A 20,332-nucleotide genomic window follows, 5' to 3' on the forward strand; every position below is an offset into this window, starting at 1 on the left:
CCATTGTTTGTAACCGCTAGCCCCACCCCGGGCAATAGGGCGATGCGATAATTGCCGCCATGGACTTCGCCCCTCGTATCGTCGACTGGCAGCGCCGTCACGGCCGCCACGATCTCCCCTGGCAAAACACCCGGGATCCCTACCGCATCTGGCTTTCCGAGATCATGCTGCAGCAGACGCAGGTGGCGACGGTCATCCCCTATTACGAACGCTTCCTGCAGCGCTTTCCGGACGTGGCCGCGCTGGCGGCGGCCGCGCAGGAAGACGTAATGCCCTACTGGGCCGGACTGGGCTACTACGCCCGCGCCCGCAACCTGCACCGCTGCGCGCAAGAAATCGCGCGCGACTGGGGCGGACGTTTCCCGCCCACGGCGCAAGCCATCGCCACGCTGCCGGGTATCGGCCGCTCCACCGCCGCCGCCATCGCCGCGTTCGCCTACGGCGAGCGCTCGCCCATCCTGGACGGCAACGTCAAGCGCGTGTTCACGCGGCACTTCGGCATCGCCGGGGACCCGACCAAGCGTGAAGTCGAACAGAAGCTGTGGGCGCTGACAGACGCGCAGGTCGAAGCCGCGCCCGGCCTGGACATGGCCGCCTACACGCAGGGACTGATGGACCTGGGCGCCACGCTATGCACGCGCGGCAAGCCTGCCTGCGAGGCCTGCCCCGTGGCGGACAGCTGCGTGGCCAAACGCGAAGGCCGCCAGGCCGAACTGCCCACGCCCAAGGCGCGCAAGGCGATCCCCGAACGCGAGACCTGTATGCTGGTCCTGCGGCATCAGGGCGCCTTCCTGCTGCAGCAGCGGCCCGAACCCGGCATCTGGGGCGGACTGTGGAGCCTGCCCGAATTCGACGTGTCGCAAGACCCCGACAGCGCTTCCCGCGCGCTGGGCCTGGAGCCCGAACAGCGCTTCGAGCTGGCGGCCTTCGCCCACACCTTCACGCACTACCGCCTGCACATCCGGCCCTGGCTGGTGCCGGTGCGCGCGACAGGGCTGCGCGAGTCCGCAAGGCCGGAACGCTGGGTGCCGGCGGACGAACTGCCGTCGATGGCGCTGCCGGCGCCGGTGAAGAAACTGCTGCAGGGGCTGGTCGACGCCGGGATGCAGGACAGCCTGTTCAAGGGCTGATCTTTCAGGGCTACGCGCCCCCGCCCAACAACATCACCAGCTTCAGGTCCGGATGCGTCGCCAGCCGGAACGTGATCTGCTGGTAGGCCAGCTTGCCGCGGCCCGGATGCTGGAATTCGCGCAGGCCGCCTTCACGCTCGACCACCGCATGGCGCGTCCACCAGTGGGCGAACACCGGGCTTTGCCGGTTCAGGTTGTCCAGGAGCGCCAGCACGGCCGGCTCGTCCAGGTGCGCGCCGGCGTCGGCGCGGAATTCCGCCACCACGCGGCGGGCGCGCTGGTCCCAATCCACCACCAGTTCGCGCGCGGCGGGGTCCAGGAAGATGTAGCGCAGCAGATTCGGTTCGGCATCGCGCGCCGGCCAGTTGTCGAACAGGTCGCGCAGGGGCTCGTTGTAGGCCAGCACGTTCCAGGCCCGGTCCAGCACGTAGGCCGGGGCGTTGATCGCGTTCACGCATTCCTGCAAGGGACCTGGCGCGCCGGCGTCGTCGCGGCCGTGCTGCGGATCGGCGCAGTCGGCCAGGTCGAACAGATAGGCGCGTTCGGCGCGGGCCAGTTGCAGCACGCCCGCGATGCGCGACCAGACCGAAGGCGATACCGACACTTCCCGCCCCTGCTCGATCCAGGTGTACCAGGTGACGCTGATGCCGCAAAGCTGGGCGACTTCCTCGCGCCGCAGTCCGGGAGTGCGGCGGCGCATGCCTTCGGGCAGGCCTGCCATCTGGGGCGTGATGCGGGAGCGCGCGCTGCGCACGAATTCGCCCAGCGCCTGGCGGCGCAGGGGGGAGCCTTCGTGGCCGGCGGCGCCGGCTTGGGGGGAAGTAGTCATACCAGGATGAGCAATGGACTTGTACGTGTATGGACGGCCGCCTATCTTAGCGCCTGGGCCGCCGCTTCCAAATGCTTTCCGCCCCCGTACCGGCCCCAGCCACCCAAGGATTCCCATGACCGCCAGTACCCATGACGCCGCCGTCGACCGCCAATTCAGCCCGCGCGCGACCGCCTATCTGACCAGCGCCGTACACGCCCAGGGTGAAGACCTGCTGCAGATGGCCGACATCGCCGCGCAGCATCCCGAAGCCCGGCTGCTGGACCTGGGCTGTGGCGGCGGCCACGTGAGCTTTCACGTGGCGCCGCAAGTCAAACACGTCACCGCCTACGACCTGTCGCAGCAGATGCTGGACGTGGTCGCCGGCGAGGCCGCCAAGCGCGGGCTGGCCAATCTGGCCACCCGACAAGGCAAGGCGGAGTACCTGCCCTTCGGCGACGGCGAGTTCGACCTGGTGATGTCGCGCTATTCCACCCACCACTGGCAGGACGCCGGGCGCGGCCTGCGCGAAGCCTTCCGGGTGCTGAAGCCGGGCGGCACCGCCGTGTTCGCCGATGTGGTGTCGCCGGGCGAACCGCTGCTGGATACCTGGCTGCAGACCATCGAAGTGCTGCGCGACACCTCGCACGTGCGCGACTACTCGGTCGCCGAGTGGACCCGCATGCTGACCGAGGCCGGCTTCACCCTGCAGGGCCTGACGCCGCGCCGCCTGCCGCTGGAGTTCCAGTCCTGGGTCGTGCGCATGCGCACGCCGGACACGCTGGTGGCGGCCCTGCGCCATATGTTCGGCATCGCGCCGGACGTGGTGCGCGCGCACTTCGACGTGCAGGACGACGCTTCCTTCACCAGCGACACGGCGACCATCGTGGTGAGGAAGCCGGGCTGATTCCTGGCGCGGCGGCGGGACCTGCTCGACAGCGCCCGCTTCCCCCTGTATAGGTACGGGTTCGACAGAATCCCGCACAGGTAAGGAAGCGTCATGTCCGATACGTCCAAACAGCCATTGCCCGCCGCGTCCCCTGCGGACCTGACCGTCACCGAGGCCGCGGCCCTTATCCGGCAGGGCCGCCTCACCAGCGTTGCGCTGACCCAGGCCTGCCTGGACCGCATCGAGGCGCGCGCCGATCTCAACGCCTTCATCACCGTGGACCGCGCAGGCGCGCTGGCCCAGGCCCGCGCCCGGGATGCCGCCCGCGGCCAGGCGGACCAGGCCGCGCAGCCGCTGGCCGGCGTGCCCATCGCCATCAAGGACAACATCCACGTTGCCGGCCTGCCCAACACGGCCGGCACGCCGGCCTTGAAGCATTTCCGTCCGACCGAGGACGCGCCGGTGGTGCGCCGCCTGCGCGAGGCGGGCGCCGTCATCGTGGGCAAGACCAATATGCACGAACTGGCCTTTGGCGTGTCGGGCTACAACACCGCCTTTCCCGGCGCGCACGGCGAGGGCACCCGCAACGCCTATGACGCGCGCCTGATCGCCGGCGGCTCGTCCTCGGGCAGCGGCGCGGCGGTGGGCGCACGCCTGACGCCGGCCGCGCTGGGCACGGACACGGGCGCCTCGGTGCGCCTGCCTGCAGCGGTGAACGGCGCGGTGGGCTTTCGCCCGTCGGTGGGCCGCTACGACGGCGCCGGCATCACGCCGATCTCGCACACCCGCGACACGCCTGGACCCATCGCCAACAGCATGGACGACATCGTGCTGCTGGACGCGGTGCTGACGGGCGACCGCCAGCCCTTGTCCGCCCTGCCGCCTGCCGGCATGCGCCTGGGCCTGTGCGACTACTTCTGGAAGGACCTGGACCCGCAGGTGCAGGCCGTCATGGATGCCGCGCTGGCCAAGCTGCGCGCGGCCGGCGTGCAACTGGTCGAACTGGACATGCCCGGCCTGGAAGCCAGCAACGCCGCAGTCGGCATGCCGGTCTGCCTGTACGAGCAGAAGGGCGACCTGACGGACTATCTCAGCCGCTACGGCACCGGCCTCAGCTTCGAACAGGTGGTGGCGCAGATCTCCAGCCCGGACGTCAAAGGAATTTTCGACGGCCTGATCGTGCCTGGCGTGCTGCCCCTGCCCACGGGCGAGGCGCTGCCGCTGCAGCCGCTTTATGAACGCGCCATGGCGACGCACCGCGACGAGCTCATCGGCGTGTACCGCCGCGCATTCCAGGACCATGCGCTGGACGGCCTGCTGTTTCCCACGGTGCCGATCCCGCCGCTGGCCGCCACGCCCGAAGCCAGCAGCTTCGAGAGCTTCGGCCGCCTGGCGCGCAATGTCGATCCGGGCAGCAACGCCGGCCTGCCGGGACTGAGCGTGCCCGCCGGCCTGTCAGCGGACGGACTGCCGGTGGGATTGGAAGTCGACGGGCTGCCAGGCGAGGACCGCAAGGTGCTGGCGGTCGGGCTGGCGCTGGAAAGCGTGCTGGGGCGCTTGCAGGGGCCGGGACGTTCCGGCGGCTGAGAGGCGCCTCATGCCAAAAAAAATCGCCAGCCCGTTTCAGGGGCTGGCGATTTTTCTTCGCGACTTGCCGTGTTGCGTCGGCGCTAGCCTTTCAGGCAGGTGCTCATGAAGGTCTTGCGCTTGTCGCCGGTCAGTTGCTGCGAGGTGGCCTTGGCGTTGCAGTCCTTCATCTTCTGCTGCTGCGGCGTGAGTTCCTTGGCGGGCGCGGCGGTTTCGCCCTTCAGGCAGCTGCTCATGTAGGCCTTGCGGTCATCGCCCTTCTTGCCTTCGGCGGACTTGTTGCAGTCGGCCATGCGCTGCTGCTGCGGCGTAGGCGTCTTGGCGGTGGCGGGAGCTGCGGGCGTCTGGGCAAGGGCTGCGCCGGCGAAACAAGCGGTCAACAGAAAGGCCGAGGCCAACTGGCTGGTACGGGAAAACATGGATTCCTCCCTTGGCGCCCGCGCGCCTGGACTCAGTCGCAAAGGCGGGCCGCACGATCCGCCGGCCCAATCGCCGGCCCGGTCATGATCGAACAAACCCGAACCCTGCGCAAGAGTGCGGAAAGTCAAGAATCGCCAAGGCCTTACACGCCCCTGAAACCGCTGCAGGCTTCCCCCGTGGACATGCCCCCCACGCAGGCGAATTTGCGACCAATCCAAGCACCCTGTTACCCATTCATCCCTTTGCCCCGTTGTGTACATGGCGGGAAAGGTGTGAGATAAGCATGCCCCCAAGGTAGAGGAGGCATTGACCGCCCTGCGGACCCGAACGGCATCCGACTCCGCGGCTGCACAGGAGACCATGATGAAACTTGCCCTTGCCTGGTTCGCGCTGCTTGCCGGCCTGTCCGGCGCCGCCGGCGCGCAGAGCCTGGTCTACGGCGTCACGCTGGGCAACGTCCAGGCCGTGCGCGACGTCAACCAGAACGTGTCGGCCATCACCGGGCTGCTGTCCAACCAGTCGGCGCGGCACATCAACAGCGCCATGCTGACCTTCGTGCTGTACGACGCGCAGGACCGCGAGATCGGCCGCGTGCGCGACGACGTCATCGGCCCGCTGGCGCCCGGCCAGATCAAGCAGATCCGGGCCGTCACGCCGCTGCAATTCACCCGCGTCACCGCGCTGGACGTCGACGCCCGCTAGACGCCCGTTACGGCCCGCCTGCCAAAAAAAACCCTGATTACTTCAGGGTCTAGACAGCGTGGCGCAAGGTCAAATATGGGAAAATTCGGTTTGTCGACTCAATAAAAGGGGCTTCCACACGAAGCCCCTTGTTGCGTGCGCCGACACGCCAGCACGCCTGGCTCCAGCTACGAGGAAGAAAAGATCATGTTTCCAAAAAGACTTACCGAAGGCTATCAATCTTTCCTGGGGGGCCGTTTCCCTTCGGAAAGCAGCCGATACCAGAAGCTGGCCGAATCGGGACAAAACCCGGAAATCCTGATCATCGGGTGCTGCGACTCCCGCGTGTCGCCCGAAGTCATCTTCGATGCCGGCCCCGGCGAGATGTTCGTCGTGCGCAACGTGGCGAACCTGGTCCCGCCCTGTGACCCTGACTCGGAATCCTCATACCACGGCACCAGCGCCGCGATCGAATTCGCGGTCAACGGCCTGAACGTCAAGCACATCGTGGTGCTGGGCCATGCCTCCTGCGGCGGCATCCGCTCCTTCTTCGACGACGCCAAGCCGCTGACCAAGGGCGATTTCATCGGCAAGTGGATGTCGCAGATCGAGCCCGTGGCCGAACGCCTGGGCCCCGGCACCGGCGACCGCCAGGCCAACCTGAAGCGTCTGGAACTGGCCGTGGTCGAGCACAGCCTGAACAACCTGATGACCTTCCCGTCCATCCGCCGCCGCGTGGAAAAGGGCGAACTGGAACTGCACGGCACCTACTTCGGCGTGGCCACCGGCCTGCTGTACCTGCGCGACCCCGCCACCGGCGAATTCAATCCCTGCCTCGAGGCGCCTGCGGCCGCGGCCTGAGGTTGGAGCGCGGGCGTGCCTTACACCCGGTACGCCTGCGCCAGCCTTTCGTAGTTGTTCTTCAGGATGATGCCCGCGTAGTACACGTGTTCGCGCATCAGATCCTCGGCCCGCGCACCGTCGCGGGCGATGATCGCATTGACGATGCGGTGATGGTCGTCATGCGACCGCAGGATGATGCCGTGGTCTTCCCACAGGATGATCCGGTCCGAGGCATAGGGAATCGCCTGCGCCTGCGTCGCGAAGCGCCGCACCCAGGGGTTGCCCGCCGCTTCCAGGATGCCGTTGTGCAAGGTGATGTTCACCTGCTGGTACGGCAGATGGTCCTCGGCCAGCAACACGCCCTTGCCCAGTATCCGGTCGCCTTCGTCCAGGCAATTCTTCAGCACCGCCACGGCATCGTTCGATAGCCCGCGCAAGGCCGCCTGGCGGCAGGCCAGCCCTTCCAGCGCCGCCCGCACCTCATAGGCCGCCACGATTTCGCCGATGTCATAAGCGCGCACCGTGTAGCCGCGCTTGGGCAGATGCTCCAGCAGACCTTCATTGCCCAGCGTCGCCAGCGCCGCGCGCACCGGCGTGCGCGACACCCCCAGTTTTTCCGCCAGCGGGATTTCTTCCAGGCGGGCGCCGGGGCTGAACTTGCCGTGCAGCACCCAGTCCCGCAGCGTGTCGGTAACGTGTTGAGATAGCGTGTCCATAGCCGCATTGTATACATGAAGAATACATAGGGGCGCCAGGCACCGCACGGGTTTTCGGAGAATCTCCGTAAAACACGATGTATATCAAGCAACACCTCGGGTAATCACCTATACCTGACACCCACCCATGTATACATAATCGCAAAAAATTCAAACCAGCGGCTCGGTCGCGCCCCAGGCGGACAGCACGCCACCAGGAGACAAAATGTCCAATGTATCCACGCCGGCCGGCACGGGCCCGGCTCCCCGTCTTGCGCTCGTCACGGGCGGCGGCGGCGGGATAGGCGCCCGCATCTGCCAGGAACTGGCCAGCGCCGGCTTGCGCGTCGTGGTCTCGGACGTGGACGCCGGGCGTGCCCGCCGCGTGGCCGACGAACTGGGCGCGCCGCACGCGTCGCACGCCTTCGACGTCAGCGACGAGTCCTCGGTCGAGAACGCGTTCGAACAGATCGAAGCGCAGCATGGCCCCATCGCCGTGCTCGTCAGCGCCGCCGGCCTGCTGCTGTTCCAGGAAAACGGCGAACGTCCGCTCATCAAGGACACCTCGCTGGACATCTGGGAACGCAGCTTCGCCGTGAACGCCCGCGGCGTGTTCCTGTGCGGCCGCGCCTACCTGCGCCGGCGCGAGGCCGCGCCGCTGGCGCACGGCCGCATCGTCACGTTCACCTCGGTTGCGGCACAGTTGGGCGGCTACCGCTCCAGCGCCTCATACATCGCGGCCAAGTCCGCGGTGCTGGGCCTGACCAAGGCCATGGCGCGCGAATCCGCTCATCTGGGCGTCACGGTCAACGGCATCGCGCCGGGCCTCATCGACACCGACATGCTGCGCAGCACCGTCACCAGCAGCGGCGCGCTCGCTGCCGCCGCGCAAGCCATTCCGTTGGGCCGCATCGGCACCGTGGACGACGTGGCCGCCGCCGTGCGCTTCCTGGCGTCGGAGGAAGCCGGCTACATCACCGGCAGCGTCATCGACGTCAACGGCGGCTACCGCATGCAGTAAGGCATTCCGGCGGCCAGGCCGGCAACGCAGCAAAGCGCCCCACCCAAACAAAGGCGCGCATCAAAAAAGAACGGGAGACAAAGATGAAGAAAAGCAGTCGCTACGCAGCCGCCGCCGCGCTATGCGCATGGGCGCTGAGCACGGGCGCGCAGGCCCAGCAGGAGCCGGGCATCACCGACAAGACCATCAAGATCGGTCTGTTCGCGCCCCTGTCCGGCAGCGGCATGGCCTACGGCTTTGACGTGCTGAACGCCGCCAAGATGTGGTACGCCAAGGTCAACAAGGAAGGCGGCGTGCACGGCCGCCAGATCGAACTGGTGATCGAGGACGACCGCTGCAACGCCAACGACCTGGTCGCTGCGGTGAAGAAGCTGAACGAGCAGGACAAGGTGTTCCTGCTGAACGGCGGTTCCTGCTCGGCCGCGGTGGTGGCCTCGCGCGAATACGTGGAGCGCGAGAAGGTGCCGCTGGTCATGCTCAACGCCTCGGGCGACGGCGCGCTGTATCCGCCGTCCAAGTACATCTATGGCGCCTTCTCCATTTCCCAGCACGCCGTGGGCGGCTCGATGGTGCAGTTCGCGGCCGAGCACCTGAAGGCCAAGAAGATCGGCTACATCAACCATGACGACGCCTACGGCGGCTGGAACCTGGAAGCCGCGCAGGCTCAGGTCAAGCAGCTGGGCGACCCATCGCTGCAAGTCCAGTCGGTGAACCCGAACATCACCGACGTGACCGCGCCCATGCTGAAGATCCGCGCCGCCAACGCCGACGTGCTGCTGCTGACGACCTACGCCCGCCCCGCCGCGCTCATCATCAAGAAGGCGCAGGAACTGGGCTGGAACAAGCCCATCGTCCTGGCGGTGAACGGCACCGCCGACCTGAAGCAGCTGGTCGAGAACGTGGGCAACAAGGACGCCTTCAAGAACGTCTACATCCAGGAAGTGCTGTCCGACGTGCCGGGCGGCGCCAAGCTGACCTGGGTGTATGACATGTACAAGCAGGCCTACCCCGACCTGGCCGCCAAGCCGGGCCACCCGCAGACCTACATGCCTTACGGCCTGCCGCCCGCGATGGCGGTGGTCAACGCGCTCAAGGCCGCCGGCCCCCAGCCCACCCGCGAGAAGGTGCTGCAGGCGCTGGAAACCATGAAGTTCGACTCCGGCGTCATGGCCGGTCCGATCGAATTCGGCCCGAACGACCGCGCGGCGCAGGAATCCGCCATCTACATCAAGTTCGACGGCACCAACATGTCGCTCGTGCCTGGCGCCTTCAAGAGCGTCTGGCAGTACCAGAAGTAAACCAGCGGCCCGCCATGGGCCTGGCCCGCGCGTTGGCGCAGCAGCGCGCGGGCTGCCGGAGAACATCATGAGCTTTGCCGATATCTGGCTGTTCCTGCAGCAGGGGGTGCTGTCGGGACTGGTGACGGGCAGCGTGTACGCGCTGCTGGCGGTCGCCGTAGTCATCATTTTCAAGACCACCGACGTGCCCAATTTCGCCCAGGGCGAGATCTTCATGGTCGGCGGCTACATCGCCCTGTTCCTCACCCTGGTGATGGGCTGGCCCTATCTCGTCGTCATTCCCATCACGCTCGCCGCCGTGGCCGTCCTGTCCGGCCTGTTCCAGCGCGTCGTGATGGAACGCGTCATCGCCTCCAAGGGCGTGGGCGTGCAGATGGTGATCGCCACGCTGGGCCTGGCCTATGCGCTCAAGGGGCTGGTGCGCCAGACCGGCCTGGGCGACACGCCGCGCTCGCTGCCGCCGCTGGCCTCGACCGACGCCATCATCATCGGCGACGCGGTGCTGACCCAGCTGGACCTGGTGATCTTCGCGGTCGCAGTGGCGGTGATGCTGCTGCTGTTCGGCATGTTCACCTATACCCGGGTCGGCCGCGCCATGCGCGCCGTGGGCATGAATCCCAAGGCCGCCCGCCTGGTGGGCGTGAACCTGACCCGCATCCGCATGCTGGTGTGGGCCCTGGCCGGCTTGATATCGGCGGTCGCGGCGCTGCTCATCACGCCCAAGATCCTGATCACGCCCGACATCGGCCACATCGCCATCCTGGCCTACGCCGCGGCCATCGTGGGCGGCATCACCAGCCTGCCTGGAGCGGTGGTGGGCGGCTTCGTGATCGGCGTGGCCGAGAACCTGGTGGGGCTGTTCATTTCTACCAATGCCATCGTGGTCGCGCCCTTCGTGGCCATCATGGTCGTGCTGCTGCTGCGTCCGCAAGGGCTCCTGGGCGGCAAATTGCAGGTGAAGAAAGTATGAGCAAGAAAATCGACCATGCGCTGCTGGCGCTGATGGCCATCGTGCTGGCGATCCTGCCTTTCGCGGCCAGCGGCTATGTCATCTATGTGGTGAACCTGCTGATGGTGTTCGTGGTGCTGGCGCTGGGCCTGCATCTGGTCATCGGCGAAACCGGGCAGTTCGCGCTCTCGCACGCGGCCTTCTACGGCGTGGGCATCTATACCGCCGGCCTCATCAACAACCTGTGGCATCCGCCCTTCTTCATTTCCATCATCGCGGGCGGGCTGCTGGCAGCCGCGCTGGGCTATGTGATCGGCGCGCTGGCGCTGCGCATGCGCGACATCTACCTGGCGCTGTCCACCTTCGCCTTCGGCGAGGCGATGCAGTGGGTGTTCCTGAACTGGCAATCGGTCACCAATGGCTCGAACGGCTTCCGGATCTCGCCGGCCACGCTGTTCGGCTATGAACTGGTGTCGGACGCGAAGGCCTATCCCTTCGTGGTGCTGATCGCCGCGCTGCTGCTGTGGGCCACCGTCGCCCTGTCCCGTTCGCAGCTGGGTTCGGCGTTTCGCGCCGTGCGCGAGAGCGACGTGGCGGCCCAGGCCATGGGCGTGAACGTCAACGCCATCAAGCGCACGGCCTTCACGCTTTCCGCGGCCTACGCCGGCATCGCGGGCGGCATGTACACGACCTTCGCTTCCTTCATCCACCCTGAGAGCCTGGGCTTCCAGACCACCATCCTGATCCTGACGATGGTGGTGGTCGGCGGCATCGGTTCGGTGCGCGGCGCCATCGCGGGCGCGCTGGCCTTCGGCCTGATCTCCGAGCTGCTGCGCCAGGCGTTGTCGTTCCAGGAAATCATCTACGGCGTCATCCTGATGGGTTTCATGATGTTCGCGCCCAAGGGCCTGTTCGCAGGCCGCGGCGCGCGCGGACGGGCTCCGGCGCCGGCCGCGCCCTTGCCTTCCGCCACGCGCCCGGCCGCGGCCAAACCGACCCAAAGGAGCGCCGCATGAGCAGCCATCCCTATCTGGACGTGCAAGGCCTGACCGTCAAGTTCGGCGGCCTCACCGCCATCAACGGCCTGTCCATGCAAGTGGAGCGCGGCCGCATCCATGCGCTGATCGGACCCAACGGCGCCGGCAAGTCCACCACCTTCAATTGCATCTCGCGCTACTACCGTCCCAGCAGCGGCAGCATCTTGTTCGACGGCGCCGACATCACCCGCAAGAAGCCGCACGAAATGGCGGCGCTGGGTGTGGCGCGCACCTTCCAGAACCTGGAGCTGTTCGGCGCGCTGAGCGTGCGCGAAAACGCGCTGCTGGGCACCTATGCGCATGGCGCCGACAACGCGGCCAAGCTGCTGCGCCCCGCGGCCGCGCAGACGCGCGAGCGCGTCGAACACCTGCTGGAGCGCGTCGGGCTGGCCGACTTCCTGGACACGCCGGCGTGCAGCCTGGACTTCGGCCGCCAGAAGATGCTGGAGCTGGCGCGCGCCCTGGCCATATCGCCCAAGCTGCTGTTGCTGGACGAGCCCGCGGCCGGCCTGCGCAATCGCGAAATCGAAACGCTGGACCGCCTGCTGACGGAGCTGTGCGAACGCGACGGCATCACGGTGCTGCTGGTGGAACACGTCATGCAGCTGGTGATGTCGATCTCGCATCGCATCACCGTCATGTCCTTTGGCGAGAAGATCGCCGAAGGCACGCCCGCTCAGGTGCGCAGCAACCCGCGGGTCATTGAAGCCTATCTGGGCAAGGGAGCCGCCGGTGGCTGATCATCTGCTTGAAGTCGACGCGGTATCGGCCGCCTACGGCAATATCCGCGCCCTGCAGGACGTATCGCTGAAAGTGCCGCAGGGCGCCATCGTGGCGCTGCTGGGCGCCAACGGCGCGGGCAAGTCCACCACGCTGAACGTGATCTCGCGCCTGGTGGCGCCCACCGCGGGCAGCGTGCGCTTTGCGGGCGAACCCATACACCGCCTGGCAGCGGACGCCATCGTCGGGCGCGGCATCGTTCAGGTGCCGGAGGGCCGCGAGATCTTCCGCGACATGAGCGTGCGCGAGAACCTGGAGATGGGCGCCTACCTGCGCACCGACCGGGGCGCGGTGCGGCAGGACCTGGACATGGTGTGCGACACCTTCCCGCGCCTGCGCGAACGCTACGAACAAAAGGCCGCGACGCTGTCCGGCGGCGAACAGCAGATGCTGGCCACGGGCCGCGCCATGATGGCGCGCCCGCGCATGATCCTGCTGGACGAACCGTCCATGGGCCTGTCGCCGCTGGTGGTCGAACAGATCTTCGACATCGTGCTGCGGCTGAACCGCGAGCAAGGCATCACCATCCTGCTGGTGGAGCAGAACGTGAAGCTTGCGCTGTCGGTGTCCAGCTACGCGTACATCCTCGAAAACGGCGAGATCGCGCTGGAAGGCGAGTCCGCCGCGCTCGCCAGCGACGAAGGCGTGCAGCGCGCCTATCTGGGCGCCTGAGGCGCCGAAAGGACCGACCATGATATCGATGCAAGACAAGCGGGTGCTCGTCACGGGCGCGGGCCGCGGCCTGGGCGCGGCCATCGCGCAGGGCTTCGCCAGGCAAGGCGCGGCCGTGATCGTCGCCGACGTGGACGCCGCACTGGCCGCCGCCACCGTGCAGGCCATCCGCGCCGCGGGCGGCAAGGCCGCGGACGCGGTGCTGGACGTGACGGATGCCCCCGCCGTGCGCGACTTTGCGCAACGGTCCGCCACCGAACACGGCAATCTGGACATCCTGATCAACAACGCCGGGATATCGGCGCGCGCCCCGTTCGACGATCCCAAGACGCCCGAGATCTGGGACCGCCTGATGAGCGTGAACCTGCAGGGTACGTTCAACGTCACGCACGCCTTCGTCGAACAGTTGAAGGCCACGCGCGGCGCCATCGTCAACCTGTGCTCCATCGTGGCCTACGGCTGCAGCATCTCGACCGCGGGCTACGTGGTGTCCAAGGGCGGCGTGCGCTCGTTCACCGAGGTGCTGGCGCGCGACCTGGCGCCGCACGGCGTGCGCGTGAACGCCGTGGCGCCCGGCCTGATGGAAACCGAGATGACGGCGGGCCAGCGCGCGCAGGCGCAGGGCACGGATTGGTACATGCAGCGCGCCCCCATGGCGCGCGCGGGACGGGCCGACGAGATCGTGGGTCCGGTTCTTTTCCTGGCCTCGGACATGGCCAGCTACGTGAACGGCGTGGTGCTGCCCGTGGACGGCGGCTACCTGGCCGTGTGAGGAAACATCATGAATCAGGGCACGGCATTGGTCACGGGCGGCGCCAGCGGCATGGGTCTTGCCATCGTGGAACGGCTGGCGCGCGACGGTTTTCGCGTCGTGATGGCCGACCGCAACGCGGAACTGGCCGCGAAAGAGGCCGAATCGCTACGGGCGCAAGGGCTGGACGTGGAACACCGCGTGGTGGACCTGACGGACGAAGCCGCCACCCGCGCGTTGGCCCGGTCGCTCGCGCCGCTGGCCGCATTGGTCAATAACGCGGGGCTGTTCGACGAACGCAAGTTCTTTGAAGTGGGCAGCGCCGACTACCGCCGCGCCTTTGACGTCAACCTGCTGGCGGTGGCGACCTTGACGCAGGAGGCCGCGCGCGACATGGCGCCGGGCGCCAAGATCGTCAACATCGCCTCGCGCGCCTACCTGGGCGCAAAGAATCATCCGCACTACGTGGCCTCGAAAGCGGCCTTGGTCGGCTATACGCGGGCCTCGGCCATGGAACTGGCCCCGCGCGGCATCCTGGTCAATGCCATCGCCCCCGGGCTCATCGATACACCGCTCTTGCGCAACCTCACGCCCGAACGCCTTGCGGCCCAACTGGCCCTGCAGCCCACCGGCCGCGCCGGCCAGCCGCAAGACATCGCCTATGCCGTGTCCTTCCTGGCCGCGCCGCACATGGACTTCATCACCGGCCAGGTCATCTTCGTGGACGGCGGCAAATCGCTGGGCGGATCGGGAGCATAGGCAGCATGGAAGGCATTACTTGGGACAAGGAAGTCGACGCGCTGGTGGTCGGCTCGGGCGCGGGCGGCATGGCCGCGGCCCTGACGGCGCGCGAGGAAGGACTGGACGTGCTGCTGGTGGAAAAGACCGGCCGCATCGGCGGCTCAACTGCGATCTCCGGCGGCGCGCTGTGGATACCGCTGAACGCGCAGACGGACGCCGCCGGCCATCCGGACAGCTACGAGAAGGTCTGGACCTATCTGGAACAAACCGTGGGTACGGCGGCGCCCGACGACATGAAGCGCGCCTACCTCGAAGCCGGACCGCGCATGATGGATTACCTGGTGTCGCGCGGCATCCTGGACCTGGCCGCGCGCACCGCCTCGCCCGATTACTACCCCGACCTGCCCGGCGCCGCGATGGGCGGGCGCTCGCTCGACCCGCTGGAGTTCGACGGCCGCAAGCTCGGCCGCGACTTCCGCATGCTGCGCGATCCCCTGAAGGAATTCACGGTGCTGGGCGGCATGATGGTCAACATCACCGATGTGCGTCATCTGCTGCGCGCCACGCGTTCATTTGCGGCCTGGCGTCACAGCATGAAGCTGGTGCTGCGCTATGCCGCCGACCGTGCGCGCGGCTATCACCGCGGCACCCGGCTGCTGCTGGGCAATGCGCTGGCCGCGCAGCTGTTCCACGGCATGCTGGCGCGCAGGATCGAGTACTGGCTGGACACACCCGCGCTGGCGTTGCACCGCGACGCGGCGGGCCGCGTGCAGGGCGTCGCGGTCCGGCGTAACGGCAAGACGCTGAACATCCGCGCGCGCCGCGGCGTGGTGATGGCCACGGGCGGCTTTCCCTGGGATCCGGCGCGCCGCGCGCAGAGCTATCCCCAGCCCACCGGTCTGTGGTCCATGTCGCCGCGGGACAACGCGGGCGACGGCATCCGCCTGTCCGAAGCCGCCGGCGCCGCGCTCGGCTCGGGCCACGCCAGCCCCGCGTTCTGGGCGCCGGTCTCGCTGCTGGAATCCGCGGACGGCAAGCCCCTGCATTACCCGCACCTGGTGTGGGACCGGGCCAAGCCGGGCCTCATCGCGGTCAATGGCGCGGGCCAGCGCTTCGTGAACGAATCGGCCTCGTACCACGAGTTCGTGCAGGCCATGTATCGCAGCCATGGCACGAAGCCCAGCATTCCCGCCTTCCTGATCTGCGACCAGCGCTTCATCGACACCTGGGGCCTGGGCCTGGCGCTGCCGGGGGGCCGGCCGCGCCAACATCTGATCGACGCCGGCTATCTGCTGCAAGCCGGCACGCTGGCGGCGCTGGCGGCCCGGCTGGGCGTGCCCGCCGATGCGCTGCAGGCCACGGTGGAACGCTACAACGCCCACGCGGCCCAAGGCCAGGATCCGGATTTCGGCAAGGGATCGACCGCCTACAACCGTTACCTGGGCGATCCGGAACACGCTCCCAATCCCTGCCTCGCGCCGCTGGCCGCGGGTCCCTACTACGCAGTCAAGGTCTATCCCGGCGACATCGGCACCGCTTGCGGCATCGCCGCCAATCCGCATGCCCAGGCCCTGGACGGCGCGGGCGCGCCCATTGCTGGCCTCTACGTGGCCGGCAACGACATGCAGTCGGTGATGGGCGGCGCCTATCCCGGCCCCGGCATCACACTCGGTCCCGCCCTGACCTTCGGCTGGATCGCTGGACAACATCTGGCCCATGCACAACACTGACGCCTCTCCACCGACAAGGATCCTCATGAAAATCTTCTACTCGCCCGCCTCGCCCTTCGTGCGCAAATGCATGGTCATCGCCCATGAGCTCGGCCTGGCCGACCGCATCGAGAAGCTGCCGAGCGCGGCTGGCCCCGTCGCCCGCGACCAGACCATCATCCCCAGCAACCCGCTGGGCCAGGTGCCCACCTTCATCACCGATGACGGCCAGACGCTGTACGACAGCCGCGTGGTCTGCGAATACCTGAACGAGCTGGGCGGCGGTTCGCTGTTCCCGGCCGGCAAGACGCGCTGGCAAGTGCTGACGGAACAATCCATGGCCGACGGCATGCTGGGCGCGGCGCTGCTGGCCCGCTACGAAACCGTGCTGCGTCCGGAAGCGCTGCGCTGGGACGGCTGGGTCGAGGGCCAACTGGGCAAGGTCCGCGACGGCCTCGCGCTGGTGGAAAAGAACGCCGCTGCGCTGGCTGGCCGCCTGGACATCGGCACCATCACCATCGGTTGCGCGCTGGGCTATCTGGACTTCCGCTTCCCCGACCTGGACTGGCGCGCCGGCCACCCCGCCACCGCCGCCTGGTACGAAACCTTCAGCCAGCGTCCGTCCATGCAGGCCACCAAGCCCTGACCCGGTTTGGGCAGGCGCAGGGCCGGGAGAACCCGCCGGGCTCCCTGGCCATCACCTGCCTTGGTACGGCGCGGCCCCGAGCAGCGTCGCTAGGCCCCTGACGCGTGCAGGGGCCTTTTTTTTCGCCCGCATCGCCCCCAGCTGTTACAGTGAAGTCGGCAGGCGGGCCGATCCGCCGGCCATCACCAGAAGAGGCCCAGCATGAACGTCGCTGCGATCTCCGCCATCCACCGGGCTGACGCGCCCTATCCCGCGCGCTCCGCCGCGTTGGACGCCGCCCGCGCATTTCCCGAAACCCAACGCGTGGCCCATGTCCACGCGGCCCGGGCTGCGGCCGCCGGCCACGCGGCGCAAGCCGGCCGCGAACGCGCCAGCCTGCCATTGCCGCTGACCTCCTTCGACGCCTCGAACGCGGACGCGCTGCGCGACCTGCACGCGGCATCGCGCATGCGCCGCGCCGTTGAGGATTTCGCCGCGCAGCCCGACCCCGTGGCCCAGCGCGCCGGCTCCGCCAACGACCTGGGCACGATCGAAGGCCTGATGCCATTGCAGGCCTATCGCCTCGCCATGGGTAATCCGCAAGTCCAGGAACTGCAGACCGCCGTGGCCATGAAGGCGGCGGGCCTGGGCGTTCCCAAGGTCGCCAACATCGGCGCGACCGAGAACGTCACGGACAACGCGCGCTACCGGCCGGGTTTCGCGCCCTGACCAAAAAAAACCGCCTGACAAAAAGCATCAGGCGGTTCTTGATTCGGGAACGGGCCGCGATCAGTGGAAGAATTCCGCGATCATGGTCGCACCCAGGAAGGTGCCGGCGTTGGCGGCCAGGGACACCACCACGATCTTCCAGCCCAGCTTGCGGAACGCCGGCAGGTCCTTCAGGATCGACAGGCCGGCCATGGCCAGGATCACGGTCGTGAACGGCAGGAAATTCACCTTGCCGACCATCGCGATGATCTGGTCCGAGTACGGCAGCACGCCGGGGCAGCCCGCGGTCATGGCGATCAGCGACAGCACGAACACGGCCGGCAGCTTGGGCACCACGCGCAGCACCAGGTCGGTAATGACGACCAGCAGGATGATGATGCCCATGCCCGGCAAGGCGTCGGCGAACGGCACGTTGTAGCCCAGGCGGTTGCCCACCAGCGCGAACAGGCCGCAGATGACATAGGCGGTCAGGCGGTCGCCGAAGCCCATCTTGACGCCGTGCGCCGGCGCATCCTGCGTGACCTCGTCATCAGCGGCGGCGGTCTCGGCCTTGCCGCGCGAGAAGCGGCCCAGCACGGGCTCCAGCTTGCCATACAGGAAGATGGTGGTCGGCAGCGAGATGAAGAGCGTGAAGTACACGCCCACCACAGTGGTCAGCAGGTTGGCGGCGGCGGCCAGCGCGGCCACCTGGTGCGCGACTTCGGGCGTCTGCTGGGATGCGATCGCGCCCACGCCTGCGGCCATCATGCTGCCCGAGCCCACGCCGGCGCCCATGGCGAGCGAGCGCGGATCGAAGATGTTCAGGCTGGTGATGAAGCCGGCCATCAGGGCCACGAACAGCGCGCCGATCACGGTGCCGGTGATGTATTCGGCCATCACGCCGCGGCCTTCGGGCGAGTTCATGCCGTAGCGTTCGCCGATGATGGCCAGGCTGGGCTCGCGGCCCACCGAGAAAGTGGCGCCGATGGCCTCGCGCTTGATGCCCAGCAGCAGGGCCAGCGGCAAGCCGACGGCCATGGTGCCGAAGAAGTGGCCGAACTCCTGGAACACCAGGGCCCAGCCGGCTTCGCGCACCTGCGGCAAGGCGCCACCCACCATCAGGCCCAGCTTGGCCAGGAAGGGCAGCAGCGCGTATTGCAGATAGCCGCTGATGCGGGTCTGCATGGCGGTGTCAATGTTCAGGCCGGCCGGCATGCGCTGGCCGAAGGCGGCCACGATGGCGCCGATGAAAATCGCCCACAGCATCGGCTGCAGGATGATCTTGCCCGGCCCCACGTTGAAGGTGGCGCTGCCGATCGCTTCAGAAATGACGACCACCAGCAAAATGGCGGCGAGCATGCGGATGCGCCCGGATAGCGGCATGGAAGGCGCGGCCAGGCTTGCGCTGGCGTGAGACATCGGATTCCCCTGATGAACGTGAATAGTCGTCGTGGCTGCCCGCCGCAATCCCGGCCGGCCGGCGCCCGCAATGGGCGTCGCAGCGCGGCGGCGGCGACGGCGCGCGCAGCAGGGCCGATTTTCGCCGGCGGCCTTACGCGCAACCATGACAGGGCTGGCGCAGAAACGTTGCGTAAAATGCAACGGATAGGCTTTTCCAGGGAAAATTTTGCATGATCTCGCACCATGCAAGGGTAAACCCTAGATTGTATCTGTGGATCTGCCGCCGCACTCCCGCCACGGAGCCCTCGCCATGGACGAAAAACTCGACGCCCGCCGCACCCACTATTTCATGCAGGTCATGAGCCGCGGCTCGGTGCGCGGCGCCGCCGAAGTGCTGGACATGGACCCGTCCGCCGTCAGCCGCGCCATCGCCGCGCTGGAGCGCGATTGCGGCATCGCCCTGTTCGAGCGCCGCGGGCGCGGCGTGGTGCCGACCGACGCCGGCCATATCCTGGCGCGCTACATCAAGCGCCAGCAGGACATCCAGGAGAGCTTCTTCTCCGAGATCGACAGCCTGCGCAAGGCCGAACGGGGACACATAGACCTGGTGCTGGGCGAAGGCTTCGTGGAGCTGATGTTCGAGCGCGTGCTGCCCGGCTACTGGCGCAGCCACCCGGAGGTCACCCTGGACATCGACGTGGCGCGCACCTCCGAGATCGTGCAGCGCATCGTGGATGACCGCGCCTATATCGGACTGGTGTTCCAGCCCCCCAACGACGCCCGCCTGCGCACCCATTACTCACGGCCCGAGCCCATCCGCGCCATTGTCCGCGAGGACCACCCGCTGACCCTGCTGCGCCGTCCCCTGCTGCTGACCGATCTGGCCGACTATCCCGGCGCGTCCATGCAGGAGGGTTTCGGTGTGCGCCAGCACATCCAGGCCGCCGAAATCAGCGAACAGGTCAGGCTGCGCAACGTGCTGACCACCTCGTCCTTCAAGGCGCTGTGGCAGTTCGCCGCCGCCGGCATCGGCTACGCGCTTACGCCGCCCATCGCGGTCACGGCCGACCTGCGCGCCCAGCGCCTGGCCAGCTTGCCGCTGGCCAACCCCATCCTCAACCAGGGCAGCCTGCACGTGCTAAGCCGCGCCGGCCGCCATGTGTCCCCCGCCGCGCGCGAACTGCTGGACCACATCGTGCGCGGCATCGGCGCCCCCGCCGGTCCGGCGTCTGATACGGTCGGGTAAGGCGGATCTGCATCTGTCTCCGCGGACGGCGCCGGCCTACATTTGCAGCATCGCCACGACGCCAGGAGGTCTACATGCTCAGTTTCTTGCGCACGGTCAAATCCGTGCTGTGGGGATTCTTCGGCGTGCGCCGCGGGCGGGGCTACGATGCCGACATCGCCAACAACAAGCCGGCGCCATTGATATTGACCGGGCTGCTGATGGCGGCCTGTCTGGTGGTCATTCTGGTCGTGGTAGCGAAGTGGGCGGTGAACGCGGCGTTGTAGACGCGGCCCGTAGGATGGGTGAAGCGCGGCAAAATCGGAACAAGAACCCCGACAACAAACGCGCGCAACCCATCA

Annotated in this window: 22 protein-coding genes; 18 read left to right on the forward strand and 4 right to left on the reverse strand. The window is 67.7% G+C overall.

Going from position 1 to position 20,332, the window contains the following annotated elements:
* Positions 1–59 precede the first annotated feature (59 nt).
* A complete protein-coding gene (gene mutY / locus ACZ5YA_RS19770; RefSeq protein ID WP_464091123.1) occupies positions 60–1,130 on the forward strand; it encodes an A/G-specific adenine glycosylase in 1,071 nt (356 codons plus the stop codon).
* A gap of 10 nt (positions 1,131–1,140) precedes the next feature.
* Here mutY and ACZ5YA_RS19775 read toward each other — a convergent pair whose 3' ends face one another.
* Positions 1,141–1,959 (reverse strand): helix-turn-helix transcriptional regulator, encoded by an 819-nt coding sequence (locus tag ACZ5YA_RS19775; RefSeq protein ID WP_059377556.1) that lies wholly within the window; start codon positions 1,957–1,959, stop codon positions 1,141–1,143.
* A gap of 115 nt (positions 1,960–2,074) precedes the next feature.
* On the opposite strand from ACZ5YA_RS19775, the gene ACZ5YA_RS19780 reads away from it, so the two are divergent.
* Both ACZ5YA_RS19780 and iaaH read left to right on the forward strand, forming a co-directional pair.
* Positions 2,075–2,845: a class I SAM-dependent methyltransferase gene (locus ACZ5YA_RS19780; RefSeq protein ID WP_059377553.1), complete on the forward strand. Its 771-nt coding sequence runs from the start codon at positions 2,075–2,077 to the stop codon at positions 2,843–2,845.
* Positions 2,846–2,938: 93 nt separating this feature from the next.
* The gene (gene iaaH / locus ACZ5YA_RS19785) at positions 2,939–4,414 is read left to right on the forward strand and encodes an indoleacetamide hydrolase (RefSeq protein ID WP_464091124.1); all 1,476 of its coding nucleotides are present in this window, start codon (positions 2,939–2,941) and stop codon (positions 4,412–4,414) included.
* Between the two features lie 83 nt (positions 4,415–4,497).
* Here iaaH and ACZ5YA_RS19790 read toward each other — a convergent pair whose 3' ends face one another.
* Complete coding sequence (locus ACZ5YA_RS19790) at positions 4,498–4,833, reverse strand: PsiF family protein (RefSeq protein ID WP_464091125.1); 336 nt, start codon at positions 4,831–4,833, stop codon at positions 4,498–4,500.
* Between the two features lie 364 nt (positions 4,834–5,197).
* On the opposite strand from ACZ5YA_RS19790, the gene ACZ5YA_RS19795 reads away from it, so the two are divergent.
* Positions 5,198–5,536, forward strand: coding sequence for an FxLYD domain-containing protein (locus tag ACZ5YA_RS19795; RefSeq protein WP_059377542.1), 339 nt, complete (start codon positions 5,198–5,200; stop codon positions 5,534–5,536).
* Between the two features lie 186 nt (positions 5,537–5,722).
* Positions 5,723–6,376 carry a carbonic anhydrase gene (locus ACZ5YA_RS19800; protein ID WP_054455866.1) on the forward strand — a complete coding sequence of 218 codons (654 nt, stop codon included), beginning with the start codon at positions 5,723–5,725 and terminating at the stop codon, positions 6,374–6,376.
* A 20-nt stretch (positions 6,377–6,396) separates the two neighbouring features.
* Here the strand turns inward: ACZ5YA_RS19800 and ACZ5YA_RS19805 are convergent, their stop codons facing one another.
* The gene (locus ACZ5YA_RS19805) at positions 6,397–7,074 is read right to left on the reverse strand and encodes a GntR family transcriptional regulator (RefSeq protein WP_013391284.1); all 678 of its coding nucleotides are present in this window, start codon (positions 7,072–7,074) and stop codon (positions 6,397–6,399) included.
* Between the two features lie 205 nt (positions 7,075–7,279).
* Between ACZ5YA_RS19805 and ACZ5YA_RS19810 the strand changes: the two genes are divergently transcribed.
* The 11 genes from ACZ5YA_RS19810 to ACZ5YA_RS19860 all read left to right on the forward strand — a co-directional run bounded on the left by ACZ5YA_RS19810 (position 7,280) and on the right by ACZ5YA_RS19860 (position 17,365).
* Entirely contained in the window at positions 7,280–8,074 is a 795-nt protein-coding gene (locus ACZ5YA_RS19810) for an SDR family NAD(P)-dependent oxidoreductase (RefSeq protein ID WP_059377540.1), read from the forward strand.
* Between the two features lie 83 nt (positions 8,075–8,157).
* A complete protein-coding gene (locus ACZ5YA_RS19815; protein WP_059377537.1) occupies positions 8,158–9,372 on the forward strand; it encodes an ABC transporter substrate-binding protein in 1,215 nt (404 codons plus the stop codon).
* Positions 9,373–9,439: 67 nt separating this feature from the next.
* Entirely contained in the window at positions 9,440–10,342 is a 903-nt protein-coding gene (locus ACZ5YA_RS19820; protein WP_059377535.1) for a branched-chain amino acid ABC transporter permease, read from the forward strand.
* A complete protein-coding gene (locus tag ACZ5YA_RS19825; RefSeq protein WP_059377534.1) occupies positions 10,339–11,337 on the forward strand; it encodes a branched-chain amino acid ABC transporter permease in 999 nt (332 codons plus the stop codon). Before ACZ5YA_RS19820 ends, ACZ5YA_RS19825 begins: the two co-directional genes overlap by 4 nt.
* The gene (locus ACZ5YA_RS19830) at positions 11,334–12,098 is read left to right on the forward strand and encodes an ABC transporter ATP-binding protein (protein ID WP_280015229.1); all 765 of its coding nucleotides are present in this window, start codon (positions 11,334–11,336) and stop codon (positions 12,096–12,098) included. The genes ACZ5YA_RS19825 and ACZ5YA_RS19830 overlap by 4 nt, the downstream gene beginning before the upstream one ends.
* Positions 12,091–12,810 carry an ABC transporter ATP-binding protein gene (locus ACZ5YA_RS19835; protein ID WP_059377529.1) on the forward strand — a complete coding sequence of 240 codons (720 nt, stop codon included), beginning with the start codon at positions 12,091–12,093 and terminating at the stop codon, positions 12,808–12,810. The genes ACZ5YA_RS19830 and ACZ5YA_RS19835 overlap by 8 nt, the downstream gene beginning before the upstream one ends.
* Positions 12,811–12,829: 19 nt before the next feature.
* The gene (locus ACZ5YA_RS19840) at positions 12,830–13,582 is read left to right on the forward strand and encodes an SDR family NAD(P)-dependent oxidoreductase (protein WP_464091126.1); all 753 of its coding nucleotides are present in this window, start codon (positions 12,830–12,832) and stop codon (positions 13,580–13,582) included.
* A gap of 9 nt (positions 13,583–13,591) precedes the next feature.
* The gene (locus ACZ5YA_RS19845) at positions 13,592–14,320 is read left to right on the forward strand and encodes an SDR family NAD(P)-dependent oxidoreductase (RefSeq protein ID WP_059377524.1); all 729 of its coding nucleotides are present in this window, start codon (positions 13,592–13,594) and stop codon (positions 14,318–14,320) included.
* 5 nt (positions 14,321–14,325) lie between these two features.
* Positions 14,326–16,032, forward strand: a complete 1,707-nt coding sequence (locus ACZ5YA_RS19850) for an FAD-dependent oxidoreductase (RefSeq protein WP_464091127.1) — start codon at positions 14,326–14,328, stop codon at positions 16,030–16,032.
* A 25-nt stretch (positions 16,033–16,057) separates the two neighbouring features.
* Entirely contained in the window at positions 16,058–16,657 is a 600-nt protein-coding gene (locus ACZ5YA_RS19855) for a glutathione S-transferase (RefSeq protein WP_059377518.1), read from the forward strand.
* 201 nt (positions 16,658–16,858) lie between these two features.
* Positions 16,859–17,365 (forward strand): hypothetical protein, encoded by a 507-nt coding sequence (locus tag ACZ5YA_RS19860; RefSeq protein ID WP_464091128.1) that lies wholly within the window; start codon positions 16,859–16,861, stop codon positions 17,363–17,365.
* Positions 17,366–17,425: 60 nt separating this feature from the next.
* Here the strand turns inward: ACZ5YA_RS19860 and ACZ5YA_RS19865 are convergent, their stop codons facing one another.
* On the reverse strand, positions 17,426–18,763 hold the full coding sequence (locus tag ACZ5YA_RS19865) for a DUF3100 domain-containing protein (protein ID WP_059377512.1): 1,338 nt from the start codon (positions 18,761–18,763) through the stop codon (positions 17,426–17,428).
* Positions 18,764–19,055: 292 nt separating this feature from the next.
* Here ACZ5YA_RS19865 and ACZ5YA_RS19870 point away from each other — a divergent pair, with 292 nt between their 5' ends.
* The gene (locus ACZ5YA_RS19870) at positions 19,056–19,991 is read left to right on the forward strand and encodes a LysR family transcriptional regulator (RefSeq protein WP_059377510.1); all 936 of its coding nucleotides are present in this window, start codon (positions 19,056–19,058) and stop codon (positions 19,989–19,991) included.
* A gap of 74 nt (positions 19,992–20,065) precedes the next feature.
* Positions 20,066–20,257, forward strand: a complete 192-nt coding sequence (locus tag ACZ5YA_RS19875) for a DUF2970 domain-containing protein (protein WP_059377509.1) — start codon at positions 20,066–20,068, stop codon at positions 20,255–20,257.
* The last annotated feature ends 75 nt before the right edge of the window (positions 20,258–20,332 follow it).

This window comes from Achromobacter sp. JCM 18799 (genome assembly GCF_055395645.1).